Source organism: Achromobacter sp. 2789STDY5608615, from assembly GCF_001298995.1.
Lineage (GTDB): Bacteria > Pseudomonadota > Gammaproteobacteria > Burkholderiales > Burkholderiaceae_B > Achromobacter > Achromobacter insuavis.
The window spans coordinates 19,602-40,746 of the sequence record NZ_CYTY01000044.1; the positions used below are offsets into that span (position 1 = coordinate 19,602).

16 protein-coding genes and 1 other RNA gene are annotated in these 21,145 nt (G+C 64.8%); 7 read left to right on the forward strand and 10 right to left on the reverse strand.

The window, feature by feature from the left end; all coding sequences use genetic code 11:
* The first annotated feature begins 18 nt into the window (after positions 1-18).
* Positions 19-408: a transfer-messenger RNA gene (ssrA, locus tag AOZ49_RS31995) on the forward strand.
* A 151-nt stretch (positions 409-559) separates the two neighbouring features.
* On the opposite strand, the gene AOZ49_RS26760 is transcribed toward ssrA, so the two are convergent.
* The 5 genes from AOZ49_RS26760 to AOZ49_RS26780 all read right to left on the reverse strand — a co-directional run bounded on the left by AOZ49_RS26760 (position 560) and on the right by AOZ49_RS26780 (position 4,863).
* Entirely contained in the window at positions 560-925 is a 366-nt protein-coding gene (locus tag AOZ49_RS26760; RefSeq protein WP_054478750.1) for a hypothetical protein, read from the reverse strand.
* Between the two features lie 115 nt (positions 926-1,040).
* Positions 1,041-1,934, reverse strand: a complete 894-nt coding sequence (locus AOZ49_RS26765) for a cation diffusion facilitator family transporter (RefSeq protein ID WP_054478752.1) — start codon at positions 1,932-1,934, stop codon at positions 1,041-1,043.
* 259 nt (positions 1,935-2,193) lie between these two features.
* Entirely contained in the window at positions 2,194-2,607 is a 414-nt protein-coding gene (locus tag AOZ49_RS26770; RefSeq protein WP_054429498.1) for a YidB family protein, read from the reverse strand.
* Positions 2,608-2,716: 109 nt separating this feature from the next.
* Positions 2,717-3,946 carry a lytic murein transglycosylase gene (locus AOZ49_RS26775; RefSeq protein WP_054478753.1) on the reverse strand — a complete coding sequence of 410 codons (1,230 nt, stop codon included), beginning with the start codon at positions 3,944-3,946 and terminating at the stop codon, positions 2,717-2,719.
* Positions 3,943-4,863: a ferritin-like domain-containing protein gene (locus tag AOZ49_RS26780; protein WP_054478755.1), complete on the reverse strand. Its 921-nt coding sequence runs from the start codon at positions 4,861-4,863 to the stop codon at positions 3,943-3,945. Before AOZ49_RS26780 ends, AOZ49_RS26775 begins: the two co-directional genes overlap by 4 nt.
* Positions 4,864-4,969: 106 nt before the next feature.
* On the opposite strand from AOZ49_RS26780, the gene AOZ49_RS26785 reads away from it, so the two are divergent.
* On the forward strand, positions 4,970-6,109 hold the full coding sequence (locus AOZ49_RS26785) for a GNAT family N-acetyltransferase (RefSeq protein WP_054429501.1): 1,140 nt from the start codon (positions 4,970-4,972) through the stop codon (positions 6,107-6,109).
* A 6-nt stretch (positions 6,110-6,115) separates the two neighbouring features.
* Here the strand turns inward: AOZ49_RS26785 and AOZ49_RS26790 are convergent, their stop codons facing one another.
* A complete protein-coding gene (locus AOZ49_RS26790; protein WP_054478757.1) occupies positions 6,116-6,586 on the reverse strand; it encodes a cyanophycin metabolism-associated DUF1854 family protein in 471 nt (156 codons plus the stop codon).
* 14 nt (positions 6,587-6,600) lie between these two features.
* Positions 6,601-8,886 carry a cyanophycin metabolism-associated ABC transporter gene (locus tag AOZ49_RS26795; RefSeq protein WP_054478759.1) on the reverse strand — a complete coding sequence of 762 codons (2,286 nt, stop codon included), beginning with the start codon at positions 8,884-8,886 and terminating at the stop codon, positions 6,601-6,603.
* A 260-nt stretch (positions 8,887-9,146) separates the two neighbouring features.
* Here AOZ49_RS26795 and cphA (AOZ49_RS26800) point away from each other — a divergent pair, with 260 nt between their 5' ends.
* The 5 genes from cphA (AOZ49_RS26800) to AOZ49_RS26815 all read left to right on the forward strand — a co-directional run bounded on the left by cphA (AOZ49_RS26800) (position 9,147) and on the right by AOZ49_RS26815 (position 15,878).
* Complete coding sequence (cphA, locus tag AOZ49_RS26800) at positions 9,147-11,762, forward strand: cyanophycin synthetase (protein WP_054478761.1); 2,616 nt, start codon at positions 9,147-9,149, stop codon at positions 11,760-11,762.
* 62 nt (positions 11,763-11,824) lie between these two features.
* Positions 11,825-14,395, forward strand: a complete 2,571-nt coding sequence (gene cphA / locus AOZ49_RS26805) for a cyanophycin synthetase (RefSeq protein ID WP_054478763.1) — start codon at positions 11,825-11,827, stop codon at positions 14,393-14,395.
* Positions 14,396-15,068: 673 nt separating this feature from the next.
* A complete protein-coding gene (locus AOZ49_RS26810) occupies positions 15,069-15,269 on the forward strand; it encodes a CsbD family protein (protein WP_006393596.1) in 201 nt (66 codons plus the stop codon).
* A gap of 26 nt (positions 15,270-15,295) precedes the next feature.
* Positions 15,296-15,460 carry a DUF1328 domain-containing protein gene (locus AOZ49_RS32000; RefSeq protein WP_006389411.1) on the forward strand — a complete coding sequence of 55 codons (165 nt, stop codon included), beginning with the start codon at positions 15,296-15,298 and terminating at the stop codon, positions 15,458-15,460.
* A 79-nt stretch (positions 15,461-15,539) separates the two neighbouring features.
* Positions 15,540-15,878 carry a BON domain-containing protein gene (locus AOZ49_RS26815; protein WP_054429506.1) on the forward strand — a complete coding sequence of 113 codons (339 nt, stop codon included), beginning with the start codon at positions 15,540-15,542 and terminating at the stop codon, positions 15,876-15,878.
* A 99-nt stretch (positions 15,879-15,977) separates the two neighbouring features.
* On the opposite strand, the gene AOZ49_RS26820 is transcribed toward AOZ49_RS26815, so the two are convergent.
* The 3 genes from AOZ49_RS26820 to AOZ49_RS33115 form a co-directional block, all read right to left on the reverse strand.
* The gene (locus tag AOZ49_RS26820; protein WP_054478765.1) at positions 15,978-16,850 is read right to left on the reverse strand and encodes a PhzF family phenazine biosynthesis protein; all 873 of its coding nucleotides are present in this window, start codon (positions 16,848-16,850) and stop codon (positions 15,978-15,980) included.
* 983 nt (positions 16,851-17,833) lie between these two features.
* The gene (locus AOZ49_RS32715) at positions 17,834-18,250 is read right to left on the reverse strand and encodes a hypothetical protein (protein WP_156355758.1); all 417 of its coding nucleotides are present in this window, start codon (positions 18,248-18,250) and stop codon (positions 17,834-17,836) included.
* A gap of 62 nt (positions 18,251-18,312) precedes the next feature.
* On the reverse strand, positions 18,313-20,931 hold the full coding sequence (locus AOZ49_RS33115; RefSeq protein WP_197286790.1) for a hemagglutinin repeat-containing protein: 2,619 nt from the start codon (positions 20,929-20,931) through the stop codon (positions 18,313-18,315).
* Between the last annotated feature and the right edge of the window lie 214 nt (positions 20,932-21,145).

The window sequence follows — 21,145 nt, forward strand, 5'->3', positions numbered from 1 at the left end:
GTACAATAGAAAGTTCTTGGGGCCGATCCGGATTCGACGTGGGTCGCGAAACAACTCAGGGCATGCCGAGCACCAGTACGCTCGTTAAACCACTGGAACACTACAAACGCCAACGACGAGCGTTTCGCTCTCGCCGCTTAAGCGGTGAGCCGCTGCACTGATCTGTCCTTGGGTCAGGCGGAGGAAGGCAACTTCCTAGGGGGGGCAACCCTCGAACCGCAGCAGCGACATTCACAAGGAATCGGTTCGCGCTGGGGTCACACGGCTCGGATTTAAATTACGTGAATCGCTCTGGTCCGGCCTGTCGGTTGGCTAAGTCCAGGGTTAAAACCAAATAGATCGACTACGCATGTAGAACTGGTTGCGGAGGGCTTGCGGACGGGGGTTCAATTCCCCCCGGCTCCACCAAATTTCCGCCATAGCGCCAAATGGCCGACCTTTACGGGTCGGCCATTTTTTTTTCCGTGGGCGCTACCCGCTCTTTACGGTCATGGGTGCTTTGCATCCGTCACAGGGCGGGACGGGCACAGGTCTTTGATGCGAAGAGCCGGCGCCGGCGTCAGCCTTGCGCAAGTCGCTTGCGCAGGGCCTTGTATTGACGGAATTCCCTGGCGCAGAGATGGCCGACCACAATGCTGGGCAACAAGGCAATCAGGGTGGTGAGGCTTTGGCCACAACACGTGGCGAAGCTCTCTTTGCCACGCATCGCCGCGATGACGTTGGCAGCGACGCAGCCAACCAGCAATGCGCCGACTGCGTAGGCGAGGATGCTCCCGGCGTTGAGCCAGGGCCGGCCGACCAGCTTGTTGACGAGCCACTGGAACGCCAGGGCCACCGCAAGCGCCAAGAAGGACACCGTCCATAGAACAACAATCGCGACATCCGCATCACGCCCCACAGCCGCATCCTCCGAAAGCGATGTCATTTCATAGCATGCTCGCCTGAGGTCCGGGGACAACGCGGGTGCGCTTATCAGACTGATTCGAGCGCTAACCGATAACGCCTCTGGCCCACGGCCCGCCGCTATCGTCACACCGCGCTCAGTGGATATGCTCCTGCCCGGAACGATCCGAACGCTCCACCTGCAGCGTCGTGTGATGCAGGTCGAAGCCGTCCTGCAGGCGTCGCTCGATCTCCAGCCGGACGGTCTCGCCGTCGGCGCCCGCGGCCAGCACCACGTGGCCGGTCAGGAGCGGCTGCTTCTGCGTGATCGCCCACAGGTGGATGTCATGCACGCTGGCGACACCATCAGTGCCGGCGATGGCTTCGCGCACCGCGCTCAGGCTCATGCCGGGCGGCACGCCTTCGAGCAGCAGGTTGATGCATTCGCGCAGCAGCACCCAGGTGCGCGGGAACACCATGAATCCGATGGCCACGGCCAACGCCGAATCGACCCAGCGCCAGCCGGTCAGCCAGATGATCACGGCCCCCGCGATGACGGCGACCGAACCCAGCATGTCGGCCCAGACTTCGAGATAGGCGCCTTTCACGTTCAGGCTGTCGTCCTTGGAACCGGCCAGCAACCGCATCGACACCAGGTTGATCACCAGCCCGGCGATGGCCACGGCCAGCATGCTGGCGGACTGGATATCCGGCGGCGCCTCGAGACGGCGCCAGGCTTCGTACAGGATGTAGAACGCCACGCCCAGCAGCACCAGCGCGTTGACCGCGGCCGCCAGGATCTCGAAGCGCGCATAACCGTAAGTGCGCATCAGGTCGGCGGCCTTGCGGCCCGCGCGGATCGCGATCAGCGCCAGCAGCAGCGCGATAGCGTCGGTCATCATGTGCATGGCGTCGGAGATCAACGCCAGACTGCCGGTCCACAGGCCCCCGACGATCTCCACCACCATGAAGGTGCTGGTCAGCCCGAACGCGATCCACAGGCGGGATTCGGGCAGCGCCCGCACGTCGGCGTGCTCATGGCCGCCGCTCATGCCCGTCCCCGCGAAACGATCGCGACGCGGGCGTGGATGGGGTGGCTTTCCAGCAGTCTTTTCGGCGAATCCATGGCGCGACGCTCCGGGTGATGGGGGGGCGGCACCGTGGCGGAGGGTGCCATGGCCGTATGAGAAAGCCTGAAGTGACTATAAGGTCAAGCGATGGAAGACCCGCGGCGGCCCGGCCGCCGGCAGGCGGCGGCGGGCGAGGGATTGAAGCCGCGGGCGCGTCAGGGGGGAGACCCCTTGGCCGGATTCAGCCGCGATTGCCGAACAGGCCCGACAGCGAGGCCAGCAGGTCGGTGGGGTTGAACGACTGGCCGGGCTGCACCGTGCCTTCCGGGGTGGCCTTGTCGATCAGCTGCGGCAGCAGCGAAGACAGCGAGCCCAGCACCGAGCCGGTGTCCTGGCCGGTCTTGGCGGCCAGTTCGTTAACCACGCCGGGGTCCAGCACCTGACCGAGCTGGTCGGCGCTGACCGGCAGGTTCTGGCCCTTGCCGATCCACGACGCGACGATCTCGCCCAGGCCGCCCTGCTGGAAGCTGGCGATCAGGCCGGACAGGCCGCCCGGGTATTTGCCCAGTTGTTCAATCAGGGCGGGCAGCAGCGAGGCGGAGCCTCCTTGCTGGCCGCCGCCGGCCATCGAGGCCAAGGTATCCAATAGACTCATCGCCGTACTCCAGGAAAATCGGAAATCCAGTATAGGCCCGTGACGGCGCCGATGTGGTCATCCAAAGGTCGGCAACCGGCGATCTTTGCAAAGCTTGTCGTTCCGGCCTTCAGCCCGCGCCGCGCGGGGCTGGCGAGGCCAGGGGAGCCTGGGAGGCCTTGAGGGCTTTCAACGCCTTCTGGCCGGCGCGGCCGTCGGCGGGCAGGCCGAGTTCGCGCTGCGCTGCGCGCAGGGCTTCACGGGTGCGCTCGCCGATCATGCCATCGGGTTCGCCCAGCTCATAGCCGCGGGCAATCAGCAGCCGCTGCAATTCGCGCCGCTCGGCGCGCGACAGCCCCGGATCGTCGGTCGGCCAGGCCTGCGCCAGCGGGCCGCCGCCGCGCAGGCGGTCGGACAGGTGCGCAATCGCCAGCGCATAGCTTTCGGCGGCGTTGTAGGAATACAGCGCATCGAAATTACGCGTCACCAGGAACGCCGGCCCCTTGGGACCGGCCGGCAGCAGCAGGCCGACAGGCGTATCGCCCGCGGGCAACGGCTTGCCGTCGGCGCGGGTCAACCCCTGGCCGCGCCAGAAGGACAGCGGACGCTTGTTCTTGCGTCCCGCGCCGGCGGTGTTCGCGCCCGCCGGCAGGATCACCTCGTAGCCCCAGTCCAGGCCGCTGTTCCAGCCGGCGCGCTTGAGGAAGTTGGCGGTGGAGGCGAGCGCGTCGGGCACGCTGTCGATGAGGTCGCGGCGGCCATCGCCGTCGAAATCGACCGCCAACCGCAGATAGGTCGACGGCATGAACTGGGTCTGGCCGAACGCCCCCGCCCAGGAACCCTTGAGCTTGTCGGGGTCGATGCGCTCGTCCTGCACGATCTTGAGCGCGGCGAAGAACTCGCCGCGGAAATACGCCTGGCGGCGCCCGAAGCAGGACAGCGTCGACAGCGAGGTCAGCAGCGGCCGCCCGCCCAGCGTGCGGCCATAATTGCTCTCCACGCCCCACACGGCCGCGATGGTGGCCGGGTCCACGCCGTAGCGCGCGGCGGCGCGGTCCAGTTCGGCGCGCCAGCGCTCGATGCCCGCCTTGCCGTCGGCGACGCGCTCGTCGTCGACCAGCGCCGCCATGTAGTCCCAGATCGGCGTCTTGAATTCGGGCTGCGCATCCAGCAGGCCGATCACCGCCATGTCGGGCGACAGGCTGGCGGTATGCCGGTCGAACGTGGCGCCCGACACGCCCGCCTTGGCGGCGGGGGCGCGCAATCCGGCCAGGCAAGCGGCGAAGGCGTCGGCGGCGTGCGCGGCGGGCGCGGACAACGCCAGCATGGCGGCCAGGGGAACGGCGTGGCGAAAGGTCATCGAGAAAGCGCTCCTGCGGATGCGTTGGCCGCACCGCCATCGGGGCAGCGCTGGCTGTCTTCGGCTTCGCCCGTGACGGCGCGTTTGTCGAGCAAGGCGGCCAGTTCGGCCTCGTCGAAACCCGCCGCGCGGCGCGCTTCCATGTTGAAGGGGCCGCGCAGCCGCGGCGCGTTGTAGCGGCTGGCCAGCTCGGCGTAGCAGGCGACCGGCTCCCTGCCCTGCTCGGCGCACAACCGCCTGTACCAGTAGTTGCCGATCGCCACGTGGCCGATCTCGTCGCGCAGGATGATGTCGACGATGGCCGCGCTCTGCGCGTCGCCGGCGCCGGCCAGCTTGTTGCGGATCAACGGCGACGCATCCAGGCCGCGCGCCTCCAGAGTGCGCGGCACCAGCGCCAGCCGCGCCAACAGGTCGTCGCATGTGCGTTCGGCCATGTCCCACAGGCCGTTGTGGCCGGGAAAGTCGCCATAGGCATGGCCCAGCTCGGCCAGCCGCCGATTGAGCAGATCGAAATGCGCGGCCTCTTCGCGCGCCACGCGCAACCAGTCGCGGTAGAACGCGTCCGGCATGCCGGCGAAGCGCCAGAGGATGTCCAGCGCCAGGTTCACCGCGTTGAATTCGATATGCGCCAGCGCGTGCAGCAGCGCCGCGCGGCCTTCCTGGGTCGCCATGGAACGCTGCGGCACCTCGGCCGGCGCCACCAGCACGGGCGCGGCGGGGCGCCCCGGCAATCCGCCTGGCGCCGCGTAACGCCGCGCGCCATCCAGCGGGGCGTCGTCGCCAATGGCGCGCACCCGCGCCAGCTTGTCGGCCCAGCCGGTGGCGGCCAGCGCGCGCAGGGCCTGGGCGCGCAGACAGGGCGTGCCGGATTGGTCCAGACCGTTCCCGTCCGCGGGAAGGATCGAATTGCTGTCCATGAGGATTTCCGGTGCGGGGCGGAACGACGCCGCCCGCAAGACAATAACCATGCGCGGTCATCCCGCGCCGCGCGTCATGCGCCAGCGAAGACTTTATCATTCGTCCATGGATTCGCCGCTCCGCCTGACCATCGAAACCGACCTGTCGCGCATCGACGCCCGCCAATGGGATGCGCTGGCCGGCGACCAGCCGTTCCTGCGGCACGCCTTCCTGCACGCGCTGCACGACACCGGCTGCGCCGCGCCGCGCACCGGCTGGTCGCCGCATTACCTGATGCTGTGGCGCGGCGACGATCTGGCCGGGGCGGTGCCGCTCTACCTGAAATCGCATTCACGCGGCGAGTACGTGTTCGACTACGCCTGGGCCGACGCCTTCGAACGCCACGGCCTGCGCTACTACCCCAAGCTGCTGGCGGCGGTGCCGTTCACCCCGGTCTCGGGCCCGCGCCTGCTGGCCGCCAGCGACGAAGACCGCGACACGCTGGTACGCGGGCTGGTCGCTTTCGCCGAAGAAATCCAGGTGTCGTCGCTGCATCTGCTGTTTCCGGCCACGGCGGACCTGCGCGCCCTGCGCGAGGCCGGCTTCATGGTGCGCGAAAGCGTGCAGTTCCATTGGACCAATCCGGGCTACGCCGACTTCGACGCCTTCCTGGCGACGATGAGCCATGACAAGCGCAAGAAGATCCGCCAGGACCGCAAGAAGGTAGCGCAGGCCGGGCTGGCGTTCCGCTGGCTGCGCGGCGCGCAGATCGACGCCGCCGACCTCGATTTTTTCTACCAGTGCTATTGTCACACCTATTTCAATCACGGCAATCCGCCCTACCTGAGCCGCGAGTTCTTCCTGCGCGCCTACCGCGACCAGCCCGACGCCTTCGTGCTGATCCTGGCCGAGCGCGACGGCCAGCCGGTGGCGGCGGCCCTGAACCTGGCGGGCGGCGACACGCTGTACGGACGCTATTGGGGCGCGACGGAATATGTGCCGGGGCTGCACTTCGAGACCTGCTACCTGCAGGCCATCGCCTACTGCATCGCCCATGGCATGGCGCGGTTCGAGGGCGGCGCGCAAGGGGAACACAAGATGGCGCGCGGGCTGCTGCCCACGCCCACCTGGTCGGCGCACTGGGTTGCCGACCCGCGCTTCGCGGCCGCGATCCAGCATTTTCTCGATGAGGAAACCGCCGCGGTGGATGACTACTTGGGCGAACTCGAGGCGCACACGCCGTTCAAGCGCGCGGCCCCGGACTGAGGTCGGTCAGAGGAAACGGTCCAGCAGCTTGCGGCTGTGCTTGTCGAGCGACAGGATGTCGCGCACCAGGTAGAAGATGCCGTGGCTGTCGGCGATCAGCAGCGTCTGCGGGCTGAGGCGGCGGATGTCCTCTTCGCCGCGCAGCGTGAAACTGGTGGCGCCGCGGTCGGTTTCCACCTTCCAGACGCTGGGCGTGGCGAAGGTGGACACGCTGGCCAGCTTGCGGATCTCGGGCATGAATTCCCGCCCGGCCAGTTCCTCTTCGATCAGGGCGCGGTCGGCGGCGGGCACCTCGGCCAGCCGTTCGATCCACAGCAGCTCGCGGCCCTCGCTGGTCACCAGCGACAGCCCGCGATCGGCCTCGCTGATCGGAAAGGCCCGCACCGGGAGCACGCCCTCGTGCGCGACGCCGTCGGCGCCCTGGAACACCAAACGCCCGAACGCATTGCGTCGCAGCTGGAAAACGGGAAGCGTCATGACGGTTATCTCGTTCAGGCCACGGCGGCCATGTCTTCGCTGCCGGAGGCCTGCGCGTCGGCCTCGTTCTGGCGCGCCTGCGCCTGGTACAGCCGGTAGTAGGCGCCTTCACGCGCCATCAGCTCTTCGTGCGGACCCTGTTCCACGATCTGGCCACGGTCCAGCACCGCCAGCCGGTCGGCCTTGCGCAAGGTGCTCAGGCGGTGGGCGATGGCGATGGTGGTGCGGCCACGCACCAGGTTGTCGAGCGCCTTCTGGATTTCCTTCTCGGTGGTGGTGTCGACCGACGAGGTGGCTTCGTCCAGGATCAGGATGCGCGGGTCGATCAGCAGCGCGCGCGCGATCGAGATGCGCTGGCGCTCGCCGCCGGACAGCGCCTGGCCGCGTTCGCCCACCAGCGAATCGTAGCCATGCGGCAGGCGCAGGATGAATTCATGCGCATGGGCGGCGCGGGCCGCGGCCACGATCTCGTCGCGGGTGGCGTCCGGCTTGCCGTAGGCGATGTTCTCGGCGATGGTGCCGAAGAACAGGAAGGGCTCCTGCAGCACCAGCCCGATGTTGCGGCGGTAGTCGGCCACCCGCACCGAGCGGATGTCGGCGCCGTCCACCAGGATCGCGCCTTCCGACACGTCGTAGAAGCGGCAGATCAGGTTGATCAGGGTGCTCTTGCCCGAGCCGCTGTGGCCCACCAGGCCGATCATCTCGCCGGGGGCGATGGTCAGGTCCAGCCCGCGGATGACCTGGCGATTGCCGTAGCGGAAGCCGACGTCGCGCAATTCGATGCGGCCGTTGATCTGCGGCAGCTTGGCCGGATTCTGCGGTTCCGGCACGCTGGAGACATGGTCCAGGATGTCGAAGATGCGCTTGGCGCCGGCGGCCGCCTTCTGCGTCACCGACACGATGCGGCTCATCGAATCCAGCCGCGTATAGAAGCGCCCGATGTAGGCCAGGAACGCCGCCAGCACCCCCACCGTGATCTGCTTCTGCGAGACCTGCCAGATGCCGAAGATCCACACCACCAGCAGGCCGACCTCGGTCAGCAGCGTGACCGTGGGCGAGAACAGCGACCAGGTGGTGTTGACCCGGTCGTTCACTTCCAGGTTGCGGTTGTTGGCCTCGCGGAAACGCGCCACTTCGCGCTTTTCCTGGGCGAAGGCCTTGACCACGCGGATGCCGGGGATGGTGTCCGCCAGCACGTTGGTGATCTCCGACCAGATGCGGTCGACCTTCTCGAAGCCATGGCGCAGCCGGTCGCGCACCGCGTGGATCATCCAGATGATGAACGGCAGCGGCACCAGCGTGACCAGCGCCAGCCAGGGATTGATCGACACCAGGATCACCGCGGTCATGGCGATCATCAGGATGTCGTTGGCAAAGTCCAGCAGGTGCAGCGACAGGAACACGCAGATGCGGTCGGTCTCGCTGCCGATGCGGGAAATCAGGTCGCCGGTACGCTTGCCGCCGAAGTACTCCAGCGACAGCTGCTGCAGGTGCTCATAGGTGGTGGTGCGCAGGTCGGCGCCGATGCGCTCGCTGACCCAGGCCAGGATGTAGGTCCGCGCCCAGCCCAGGCCCCACGCCAGGATGGCGGAGCCGAGCAGCCCGCCCAGGTACAGGCGGACCTTGCTGTAGTCGATGGGCGCGCCGTTCTGGAACGGAATCAGCACGTCGTCCATCAGCGGCATGGTCAGGTACGGCGGCACCAGGGTTGCCGCGGTGCCCAGCAGGGTCAGCAGGAAGCCGGCCAGTAAGGGGCCGCGGTACGGCCGCGCGAAGCGCCACAGGCGCAGCAGCGCCCAGGTGGTCGACGGCGCCGCCTGTTCCTGGTTGCAGACCGGACATTCGTCCTGGCCGGCCGGAATGGCGTTGTTGCAGATGGTGCACTGGCGTTCGCCCGCCTCGGCTTCCGGCTGGCCGGACAGGCGGATCGCCTGCTGCGCCTCGAACTGGCCCAGCAGCCGCAGCGCGGCCGGGTTGCAGGCCAGCGTGAAGCGCCAGATACCCAGACGCGCGGTATCGTCGTGCAGCTCCAGCACGGCGGCGCCGGCGTGGTCGGAAAGATTCAGGGACAGTTGGGGACCGTAGGCCCAGGATTCCCAGCCGGTATCGGCCGCGTTGCGGGCGATCAGGCGGTGATCGGTGACGGCGACCAGGCCGGGCTGGAACTTCAGCCGCTGATCCAGGTCTATTTCAACCCAGGCCAGCAGGGTTTCATCCTGCGCCAGTTCTGCGCGGATTTCATCCCGCCAGCGGGCAGGAAAGGCTTCGGCTAGGCCGGAAAGCAGGTGTGGTTTTTTCATTAGAACGCATACCGGGCCAGGACTCTGCCCTACAAGGCGGCGACGGCATGCCAACTCCAGGCTGGCAACGTGTCCCTTCCTTACAACACAACGAGTTCACGCCTTTGAAGGCGTCGTATAGTATCAGCCGATTTTTCTAATTAGGAATATCTGGGATCCCCCACTCGTTGGCATTATTCTTAAGGCGCAACCCCAATAAATTCGCGGTCTTGCATAGGGGCGTCCGCGCGTGCCAACCTGCTTCTCAAGTAAATTAAAACATGAAAAAGAAAGACATTGAATTTCTCGATGTCGTGGCTTTGCGCGGCCCGAACATTTGGACGTACCGTCCGGTACTTGAGGCGTGGGTGGATATCGGCGAACTGGAGGACTATCCCTCCAACACGATCCCCGGCTTCTACGAGCGCCTGACCGCCTGGCTGCCGACCCTGATCGAGCACCGCTGCAGCCCGGGCGTGCGGGGCGGCTTCCTGTCCCGCGTCAAGGAAGGCACCTGGCCCGGCCACATCCTCGAGCATGCCACCCTTGAGCTGCAGAACCTGGCCGGCCTGCGCGGCGGCTTCGGCAAGGCCCGTGAAACCTCCACCCGCGGCGTCTATAAAGTCGTCGTGCGCGCCTGGCAGGAACAGGTCACCCGCACCGCCCTGAACGAAGGCCGCGACCTGGTCATGGCCGCCATCGAAGACCGCCCCTTCGACGTCGACGCCGCCGTGGCGCGCCTGCGCCGGCTGGTCGACAAGCATTGCCTGGGTCCCAGCACCGCCTGCATCGTGGATGCCGCCGACGACCGCGACATCCCCTACATCCGTCTGTTCGAAGGCAACCTGGTGCAGTTCGGCTACGGCTCGCGCCAGCGCCGCATCTGGACGGCCGAGACCGACCGCACCAGCGCCATCGCCGAAGGCATTTCGCGCGACAAGGACCTGACCAAGGAACTGCTCTCGACCTGCGGCGTGCCCGTGCCCGAAGGCCGCCTGGTCGACAGCGAGGACGACGCCTGGTCGGCCGCCGAGGACATCGGCCTGCCGGTGGTGGTCAAGCCGTATGACGGCAACCACGGACGCGGCGTGTTCACCAACCTGACCACGCGCGAAGAAGTCATTTCCGCCTACCGCGTCGCCGTCGACGAAGGCAGCGGCGTCATCGTCGAACGCTTCGTGCTGGGCAACGAGCACCGCTTGCTGGTGGTGGGCGACCGCATGGTGGCCGCGGCCGCCGGCGAGCCGGCCTGGGTCACGGGCGACGGCAAGTCCACCCTCACCGAACTGATCGACAACCAGATCAACACCGACCCGCGCCGCGGCCGCACCGAAAACCATCCGCTCAATCCGGTGCGCCTGGATTCGGCCGCGCGCCTGGAGATCGCCCGCCAGGGCCTGACGGAAGACAGCGTGCCGGCCGAGGGCCAGCGCGTGCTGGTGCAGCGCAGCGGCAACGTCGCCTTCGACGTCACCGACCGCGTGCACCCGAGCGTCGCCGCCACCGTCACCCTGGCCGCCCGCGTGGTCGGCCTGGACATCGCCGGCGTCGACCTGGTGGCCGAGGACATCTCGCGCCCGCTCGATGAGCAGCGCGGCGCCATCGTCGAAGTCAACGCCGGCCCCGGCCTGCTGATGCACCTGAAGCCGGCCGACGGCACCCCGCGTCCGGTCGGCCACGCCATCGTCGATCATCTGTTCCCCGAAGGCGACGCCGGCCGCATTCCCATCGTCGGCGTCACCGGCACCAACGGCAAGACCGTGGTCGCGCGCCTGGTCGCGCGCCTCTTGCACCTGTCGGGCAAGCGCACCGGCCTGGCCTGCAGCGAGGGCCTGTACCTCGACCGCCGCCTGGTGCAGAAGGGCGACCGCGCCGATTTCGCATCCGGCACCCGCGTGCTGATGAACCGCAACGTCGATGCCGCCGTCATCGAGAACGACAGCGGAGTGATCCTGGGCCAGGGCCTGGCCTACGACCGCTGCCAGGTCGGCGTGGTCACCAACATCGACGACGCCGACCATCTCGGCGACTTCGACATCAACGAGACGGAGCGCATGTTCAATGTGTTCCGCACCCAGGTCGACGTCGTTCTGCCGACCGGCGCCGCCGTGCTCAACGCGCGCGATCCGCGCGTGGTGGAAATGGCCGAGCTGTCCGACGGCGCCGTGATCTTCTTCGGCATCGACCCCGCCCTGCCCGCCATCACCGCCCACCTGCAACAGGACGGCCGCGCGGTCTTCGTGCGCGACGGCGCCATCGTGCTGGCGCAGGGCGCGCGCGAGGAACGCCTGGCCGACGTCGCCGCGATTCCGCTCACGCACGGCGGCCGCGTCGCCTTCCAGGTCGAGAACGTGCTGGCCGCGGTCGGCGCCGCCTGGGCGCTCGACATCCCGGTCGAACTGATCCGCGCCGGCATCGAGACCTTCGACATCGACCAGGCCGATGCGCCCTGGCAGTTCACGCTGTTCGAACGCAACGGCAGCACCGTGGTGGTGGACGACGTCCACAACGCCTCCGCGCTGCGTCCGCTGATCACCGCCATCGACCAGTTCCCGTCGACCACCCGCGCCGCCGTGTATTCGGCCGGCGCCGACCGCCGCGACGCCGACCTGATCGAACAGGGCAAGCTGCTGGGCGACGCTTTCGACCGCGTGGTGCTGTACGACGACACCACCGTCACCAGCAAGCGCCCCGCCGGCCAGGCGCGCGCGCTGCTGCGCCAGGGCCTGGAGCAAGGCAGCCGCGTCAAGCAGATCCTGGACGAACCGGACCATGGCAAGGCCATCGAGAGCCAGCTCGCCGGCATCGCGGCGGGCGACTTCGTCCTGCTGCAATCCGACGAGGCCTTCTCCGGCCCCACCATCGATCTCGTCCGCCGCTGGATCCAGCAACACTGACATCATCGCGCGCGCCGCGGTGACCCGCCGCGGCGCGCGCAAGCTAGACAGGAATACCTGCCATGGAAGTTTCCCGTATCCGAGCGCTGCGCGGCCCCAACCTGTGGAGCAAGAACACGGCGATCGAGGCCATCGTGTCGTGCGCCGACGCCGAATGCTCGATCGACAACCTGCCCGACTTCGAAGCCCGCCTGCGCGCGCGCCTGCCGCAGACCGGCCTGCTGCGCCCCGAAGGCCACCAGGGCGCGGTCTCGATCGCGCACGTGCTGCAGATCGTCTCGTTGACGCTGCAGGCCTACGCCGGCTGCCCCGTCACGTTCGGCCGCGCCTCCCCCACCACCGAACCCGGCGTGTTCCAGGTCGTGGTGGAATACAGCGAGGAAGAAGTCGGCCGTCTCGCCATGGACCTGGCGCAGCAGCTGGTGCAGGCCGCGCTGGACGACACCCCGTTCGATCTGGCCGACGCCCTCAAGCGCCTGCGTGAACTGGACGAGGACGTGCGCCTCGGCCCCAGCACCGGCTCCATCGTCAACGCCGCCACGGTCCGCAACATTCCCTACCGTCGCCTGACGCAAGGCAGCATGGTGCAGTTCGGCTGGGGCAGCAAGCAACGTCGCATCCAGGCCGCCGAAACCGACCTGACCAGCGCCATCTCCGAATCGATCGCGCAGGACAAGGACCTGACCAAGATGCTGCTGGACGCCGCCGGCGTGCCGGTGCCGCTGGGCCGCTCGGTCACTACCGCCGAAGACGCCTGGGCCGCGGCCCAGGAGCTGGGCGGCCCGGTCGTGGTCAAGCCGCGCGACGGCAGCCAGGGCCGCGGCGTCGCGGTCAACATCGAAACGCGCGAACGTGTGATCCAGGCCTTCGAAGTGGCCGAGGAGATCAGCTCCGAGGTCATCGTCGAACGCTACATTCCGGGCCACGACTTCCGCCTGCTGGTGGTGGGCGGCACGCTGGTCGCCGCCTCGCGCCGCGATCCGCCGCAGGTTACCGGCGACGGCGTGCAGACCATCCGCCAGCTGGTCGACCAGGTCAACGCCGACCCGCTACGCGGCGACGGCCACGCCACCTCGCTGACCAAGATCCGCTTCGACGACATCGCCCTGGCCACGCTGAAAAAGCAGGGCTTCGACGCCGATTCCGTGCCGCCTCCCGGCACCCTGATCTTCCTGCGCAACAACGCCAACCTCAGCACCGGCGGCTCGGCCACCGACGTGACCGATGAAGTGCACCCCGAGATGGCGGCGCGCGCGGTGTCCGCGGCCCGCATGATCGGCCTGGACATCTGCGGCGTCGACGTGGTGGCCGAAAGCGTGCACTACCCGCTCGAGGAGCAGAACGGCGGCGTGGTCGAAGTGAACGCCGCGCCCGGCCTGCGCATGCACCTGAATCCCTCGTTCGGCAAGGGCCGCGCCGTGGGCGAGGCCATCATCGCCAACATGTACGCCGACGGCGACGACGGCCGCATTCCGGTGGTGGCAGTGGCCGGCACCAACGGCAAGACCACCACGGTGCGCCTGACCGCCCACATCCTGGGCGTGGCCGGCAACCGCGTCGGCATGACCAACTCGGACGGCGTCTACGTCGACAACCTGCGCATCGACACCGGCGACTGCAGCGGTCCGCGCAGCGCCCGCAGCGTGCTGATGCACCCGGACGTGGACGCCGCCGTGTTCGAGACCGCGCGCGGCGGCATCCTGCGCGAGGGCCTGGCCTTCGACCGCTGCAACGTCGCCATCGTCACCAACATCGGCATGGGCGATCACCTCGGGCTGGGCTACATCAGCACCGTCGAGGACCTGGCCGTGGTCAAGCGCGTGATCGTGCAGCACGTGCATCCGAGCGGCACCGCCGTGCTCAACGCCGCCGATCCCATCGTGGCGGAGATGGCTTCCAGCTGCCCCGGCTCGATCACCTACTTCGCCGAGGACCGCAACCACCCGGTCATGGCGACGCACCGCGCCCAGGGCCTGCGCGTGGTCTACCGCGATGGCGACGCCATCGTCGCGGCCCAGGGCAGCGAGGAAACCCGCTTCCCGCTGGCCGAGATCCCGCTCACGCGCAACGGCACCATCGTGTTCCAGGTCGAGAACGCCATGGCCTCCATCGCCGCGGCCTGGGCGCTGAACCTGCACTGGAGCATCGTGCGCCGCGGCCTGTCGACCTTCGTCAACGACGCCCAGACCGCGCCCGGCCGCTTCAACGTGTTCGACTATCGCGGCGCCACCGTGATCGCCGACTACGGCCACAATCCCGATGCGATCCTGGCGCTGGTGCGCGCGGTCGACGCCATGCCCGCCAAGCGCCGCTCGGTGGTCATCAGCGGCGCCGGCGACCGCCGCGACGAAGACATCCGCATGCAGACCGAGATCCTCGGCGGCGCCTTCGACGACGTGCTGCTGTACCAGGACCAATGCCAGCGCGGCCGCGAAGATGGCGAAGTGCTGGCGCTGCTGCAGCAAGGCCTGGTCAACGCCAGCCGCACCCGCCACATCGAAGAGATCCACGGCGAGTTCCTGGCGATCGACACGGCGTTGGCGCGCCTGCAGGCGGGCGACCTGTGCCTGATCCTGGTGGACCAGGTCGAAGAGGCGCTGGAACACATCGCCCAACGCATCCGCGAAAGCTGATCCCGATCAGGGAATCGCATGCGGACGGGGCGCGAAAGCGCCCCGTTTCTTTTGTAGGGCGGCAGCTGTCAGCACGCCACGGCGGGCCGCCGCTCCCCGTCCGGACCAGACACGGGATCGTATCGCCAGCCCCTAGCCGTGCGACGCCGCGGCGGGCGCCGCGGCCTGATAGCGATCCGTCACATGGGTGCATCCCAGCGCCGCCATCGCGGCCAGCGCCAGCAGGATCGTACCGAGGAATCGTTGCGTCATGCGTGCCCTCTCCGTTGTGTGATGCCGCCAGACCCCGGGCCATCGACCCGGGTACGGAACCTGTCCCGACTATACCGGCGCGACGGCCCCGCAGCCAGCGCCGGATGCCTGACGCATCGGCGCCGCGCCTCGCTGCGTTTTGCACGGGAATCCCGTGTAGGTCCCGTTACCAGCCCCGCTCAAAAGGGCTCAATTCGTTGCTCAGATGTAACTCCCGCTCTTGGTACGCCTGCGCTACCCCTCGTCGAAGGAAGCGCGATTTGCCCCGTCCCCGGCAGTTACATTTACCCACAGCGTTCTTTGACAGGGCTCGCGGCGGACCTGTACCTTGAACTCAAGCTGATCAGTGCCCAACTCAACCGCGAATGCAGAGCTTATCGGCCATAAGCCGCTGCGTTTGCCACTACGAAGAGAGGTCACCATGAATAACGACATCATCGCTGGCAAGTGGAAGCAACTGTCCGGCAAGGCCAAAGCGGCCTGGGGTGAACTCACCGACGACGAGTTGACCCGTACGGAAGGCAATGCCGAACGCCTCGCTGGCCTGATCCAGGAGCGCTACGGCAAGACCAAGGAACAGGCCCAGAAGGAAGTCCGGGATTTCTTTGACCGCAATCCCTGATTCCAACGCCACCAGGAGAAGCTGACATGTTGCACTACGCCGTCGTATTTTTCGTCATTGCGATCATTGCGGCTGTCCTGGGCTTCGGCGGCATTGCCGCCGGCGCCGCGGGCATCGCCAAGATCCTGTTCTTCGTCTTCCTGGTACTGGCGCTGCTGTCCATTCTGGGCGGCGCATTCCGCAAGAAATAGAAGAACATCGCACCCCAAGAATCTTCGCTTAGCCGTTGCATCCTGAACGCGCTGAACCCCATATACAAGGAGCACAACTATGGAAATCCGCAAGCTGATCGCCGCCGCCGCACTGGGTACGGGCGCCGTCTTCACTTCCATGGCCTTTGCCGCCGATGACGGCAAGCCCAAGCAATCCGTGGGCGAATACGCGTCCGACGCGACCGTGACCACCAAGGTCAAGGCCGCCTTCGTGGCCGACAAGCAGCTGAGCGTGCTCGACATCGCTGTCGAAACCAACGAAGGCGTGGCCAAGCTGACCGGTACGGTCGGCACCGCCGCCGAAGCCGATCACGCCGCCACCGTTGCCCGCGGTGTCGAGGGCGTGAAGCAGGTCATGAACAACATCAAGGTCGACCCGGCCAAGAACAAGAAGTAAACCGCCGGCCCTTGATGGGCATGCAATGAAAAGCGGCGCCTGTGCTTACACACAGGCGCCGTTTTTCTTTGGGGCGCGGGATGACAGCAACCCGCAGCCTCAGACGTCCACCGTGCCACGCCCGATCTCCAACGCGCGGCCGCCCACCTGAATGCGGCCATCGGCCTGCACGTCCAGCAGCAGCCGGCACGGACGGCCCATCTGGTCGCCCTGCTCCACCAGGAAACTGGCGGGCAGGCCATGCTGCCTATGCCGCAGCCAGCCGCCCAGGTTGGCGCAGGCCGAGCCGGTGCCCGCATCTTCCTGCACCCCGCCGCCAGGTTTGGCATAGAAATAACGCGTCACCACGACATCGCGCCCGTCCTGCCGGCGCCCATGGTCGAAAGCGAACAGGTAGCAGACCTTGCGTCCCAGGCTGTTGGCCTGCCAGCGATCCAGCTGCGAGGCATCTGGCTTGGCCCGCCGCAACGCGTCGACGTTATTCACGGGCACCAGCAACTGGTCCGCGCCCGTATCCACCCAGATGGGATCCCCCGCAAGGTCGCCCGCGTCCAGCCCCATCAGTCCGGCAATATCGGCCGCCGGCAGCGTCGGCGCCGCCGTGCTTATGCCGTTCGGACAGGGCGCGGTGAAAGTCCAGGCGTCACCCTGCGCGGTGACCGGCACGACACCGGCCTTGAATTCCAGCGTCAACGCATCGCCGCGCTTGAGCAGGTCGCGCACCACTTGAGACGTGCCGATGGTGGGGTGGCCCGCGAAACCCATCTCGAAGCCGGGCGTGAAAATGCGTACGCGCGCGTCGGCCACTTCGGAGGGCAGGATGAAGGTCGTTTCGGAAAGATTGAACTGTGCCGCCAGTTCGCGCATGGTGGAGTCGTCCATGCCACGCGCGTCTTCGAATACGCAGAGGGGATTTCCGGTGAAGGTGCTGGAGGCGAAGACGTTGAGGAGGCGGAATGCGTAGGTGGCCATGGGCTGGAGGGGGAATGCTGTGGGGAGGAAGGTCATTACTTTATCGCAATGGGCCGGCTAAGAGACGACGCCCTCAATGCCATCAGGCCTGATCATTTTTTAGGCATGGGCGTACACGAACAACACTCTCCTAATAAAACCTACCAAGCAACCATAAAATTTTTGATATAAATTTAATCAGCTTCCGGCACCCAGTTCAGCCACTACTGGCTAAATCAAGCGCAACTAGTACCTTTAAGATACTTCGCCTACCCCTGATACTTTTTAAGTATTCCGACACAGTAATTTCTTCAACCTCGCGGATTTCTTCAGACGAAGTACAAATATCGAAGCTAACGTAGATTTCACCATTGACCAATATTCCACACGCATCTTCACCTTGACTCGGAGTCCAAGCCAAGGCATAGACCGACCTTACATCTCCGTACCTCTCGCACAAAAAATCCATGATTTTTCTGTTTCCCTTTAGCGACAGATCAGAAAAAATAAGTACATCTCTTATTATTGATTCGGTACGAGTCCCTCTCAATTTCATTTCATTCACTCTACCTAGCACAGCCCCTTCCTAGCGGTATACATCGCTCACAGCCAGAAGCTCCCTTTTAGCAATCGCAATTTCTGCATGAATTTATTTTTTTAATAAAAACAACAACCTACCCACCATCAACTGTCAAAATCTCAAAAAAATCCATGAGACTTTTCATCCAAATGAAACAGACAGATCATCCAGCAACCGCTCTCACACAAGACCCCTGTTAAGAACGCCCCCCTTCACCCTAGCGATAAATAAATTCAAATTCAACGCAGCATATGCTACACCAACCTTATAAAGGTCATATCGAAGTTACGCGTCATATATTTTTGGTACTAACCGAACCCCGCTTACCGATTGCGGCAAAGCGTATTATCCAGAGACAAGAGTGGGAAACACCAAGCTTCGCGACGTAGTAATTTCAAGCAGAACATCTTCACCCCTCGATCTATCAGTTTATTATTTCATAAAGAGTATCAGGCGGAGCCTGGAATTTTTCAAAGTCAGATTGAATAGTCTCACAACAATCTGACAATTCCATTTTTTTAATATGCTCTATTTGCTCACACTCATTTATTGCAACAACCATTTTTTTTGATTTTGTAATCGTCACCATATTAAAAATTACACTCAACAACACATTTAACCGCTCCCTCGGATCCGCAGGAAACCCAATCTTCGATTCATCAGGATCATATTCGTAATAGTCAATCAAATAGGTCGCATTAGTAGATTCGACACCATCCGATATCTCAAAAATAAAACAACCATCTTGTGGCAAATATTCTTCAGGATAATTAATCAGCTCTTCTTTCTCAATATTTCTTATATGAACAGGGCACTTCAAAAAATATGATTCCAGAGCCACTTCAGCCTCCTTACTCAGAGGAGGATATAGGTATCCATACACATTATTCGACATAACACCACCTATTTTCCATCTAAAACCCAAGACCCTACAGGATTACCATTCACATCTAATTCTCTATAGTATTTCCTATCAACATATCCACGTTCATTGTAGATAATTCTATGCTCATGCGGAGGCACTCTTCCATTTTTATCGTACCCCAACTTACCATGGGTCTTTTGTTGACCATAGTCCTCGCGAGAAAACGTCCTACCCTGATCGTCGTAATAGGTAACACTTTTAGTCCCATCAGCTCTAGACACCTCGTAAATTGAATTAGGCTTCCAGATCTTGGGCGCCTTCCCCGAAGACACGATAGTGTGATCAGCAATAGCCTCATTATTATCTTTTATTATTATTTTTTCTTTCTTCAAACTACCAAGAGTCGCTGAATCTTCACTCCTCGTTTTATCTTTCGTCAATATCCCGTCGACACCCCCACCAGTACCACTCTTCTTGCCGGCTCCTTTATTAACCCCTTTACTACCGCCACCTCCAACACCACTAACCACCGCCGGCAGCGTAGCAGCCATTACCCGTGCCGTATCGGCATCAAACCCCATTGCTTCAAAGCGTTTAGTCCATCCGCTCTCGGCTATAACCCCACCCGCCTCCACGTCCGACATATATACGGCCGGCATATAGTCGCGGAAGTCATCCGGCAACGACTTGTCCTTCGCCAGTCCTTTTATCGTGTCGTCGAACAACTCCCACTCATCAACCAGATATCCATATCGTTGCTGGCATTGCTGAGGCGAGGTCGCGCAGACTTCCTTTATCTCTTCCTGCTGGCGGACATTGGTATCCACCATGTCCCGAATGACTTTTTGGCGTTCGTCCTCTGAGCCGGTCTTTGCCCGATTGGCGAAGTCGTCCAACTGAGCAACATCCAAAAAGTTGTTCTCGACCGCATTCCGCCCCGTCTGCGCACCGGTCACGCCACCAGCCACATCCCCCGTCGCCAGACCGCCCGCGATCCCCGCCGCCAGCTCGCTCAGCGCGCTGACCTGCTGCTTCTCGCTTTCGCTCAGCGCATCGGGCGTTTTTCCTGGGAACAATTGCCCCGTGATCACTCGCGCCGCCAGTTCGCCGCCGCCCGCGCCCAGACCGCCGGCCAGCGGCGACTGGTCGTTCAACTGCGCCGTCACGGCGCCCAGCACCGCGTGCGCCATCGCGTTGGCTGCCGGGTTGTCCTCGCCGATCCGCCGCTTGATTTCGGTCGCCAGGTAGGGCGCGGCGCCGCTGCCCAATGCGCCCGCCAGGTTGTTCCCCACCAGCGCCGTCAACGCCCCGGCCACCGCCTGTGCCGCCTTCTGCAGGTCACTGCCGGTGCCGTATCGCGCCATGGCATTGCCGTAGGCCCTGTCCCTCACATCCGCGTCGGTGTAGAGCCGGCCCTCCTTGCCGAGCTGGGCCTTGGCCTCGGCCAGCGCCTTCGGGTCGGTTTGCGCCTTCAGGCCCGCGATATCGCCCTGCGTGCGGATGATGTCCATGGCCTGGCCGCCGATCTCGCCGATCAACTGCACCTGCCTGAGACGGTTCTGTTCTTTCTCCTTGTTGAAGATCGGACTGATGCTGCCGTCGTTCGCGTGCGCCGTGTCCCGGCTCAACCCCGCCACGTCCTGGCGCTGGTTGGGTTGGTCACGCACCGTCAGATCGCCTTCGCTGACCGCCGCCTTGGTCGTGCCCGACGCATGCCCGCCATGATTGGCGTTGGACAGGACGCCGCTGGCCGCGTTGGTCAACAGCGCCTTGCCCACCGGCCCGCCCGTCCCCATCGATCCGCCGCTATGGCGTGCCTCGAAGTCCGCCCGGTTGTCGATGTCGCGCCAGCCCAGCGTGCCTGTATCCAGCTGGTTCTTGTCCTGACCGGCCGTGCTCGCGATCACCGCGCCATCCAACTGCGTGTGCCCGCCTACCGTGATGTCATAGCCGCCACGGCCCGCGAACAGCCCGGTCTGTTCCTTGACCGAATCAAAATCGCTGCGCAGTTTGTCCTGGCTCGCGCTGACATTCGCCGAGCCGGTCATCGAACCGAACGTGAAACTGCCTCCTGCGCTGATGTCGCGCTGGCGCGAGGAATAATGGTCACTGTCCTGCTCGCTTTGCAGCGTCAGGTCGCGGCCCACGTCGACGCCGATGTGTTCACCGCCAACCTGCGCGCCCTTGAGCAACGTGTCGCGCCCGCTGCCCAGGATCACGCTGCCGCCCGCATCCAGCGTGGTTTCGGTATGGGTCAGGCCCCGGCCTTTCTCGCTGCCCTTGCCGGCATTGATGTCGGCCGATACGTTGATTCCGTAGCCCCCGGTTCCCACGCCGATGCCGACGCCGAGATTGCCGCCATGGCTGCTGCTCTTGCCGTCGCTACGCTCGGTGTTCTGCGCCGACCGCAGTTCGAGGTCCGCGCCAGCCGAAAGCAGCAGATCGCCGCCGGCCTTGACCTGACTGCCGATCACCGCGATATTCCCGCTGCCGGCCTCCTTGCCAGCGCCGGTGGCGGTGATCGAAACATCCCGCCCGGCGTTCAGCGTGCTGCCATGCGCCTGCAGGCTCTCGCTGTGGGTCTCGCTTTTGGAGGATTGGCTGCCAACGGAGACGCTGACGCCGATGGTGTTGGTTGCCCCCCCCCCGCGCCGCATCCTTGTCGCCCGCTTTCACACCCGATGCGACATTCCTGGCATCGGCGGCCTGCGTCTGCAGGTCGTCCCGTTCCAACGCCTGCGCCGCCTGGGCGCCGGAAAGCAACGCTTTGGCGCCCTGCAGCGCCCGCAGCCGCCCGTCGCTCTCCTTGCCCGCCTGACGCGCGGTGGTGACCGCGGTATTGAGCGCGCTGCCCACGGTTCCCGACAGCGC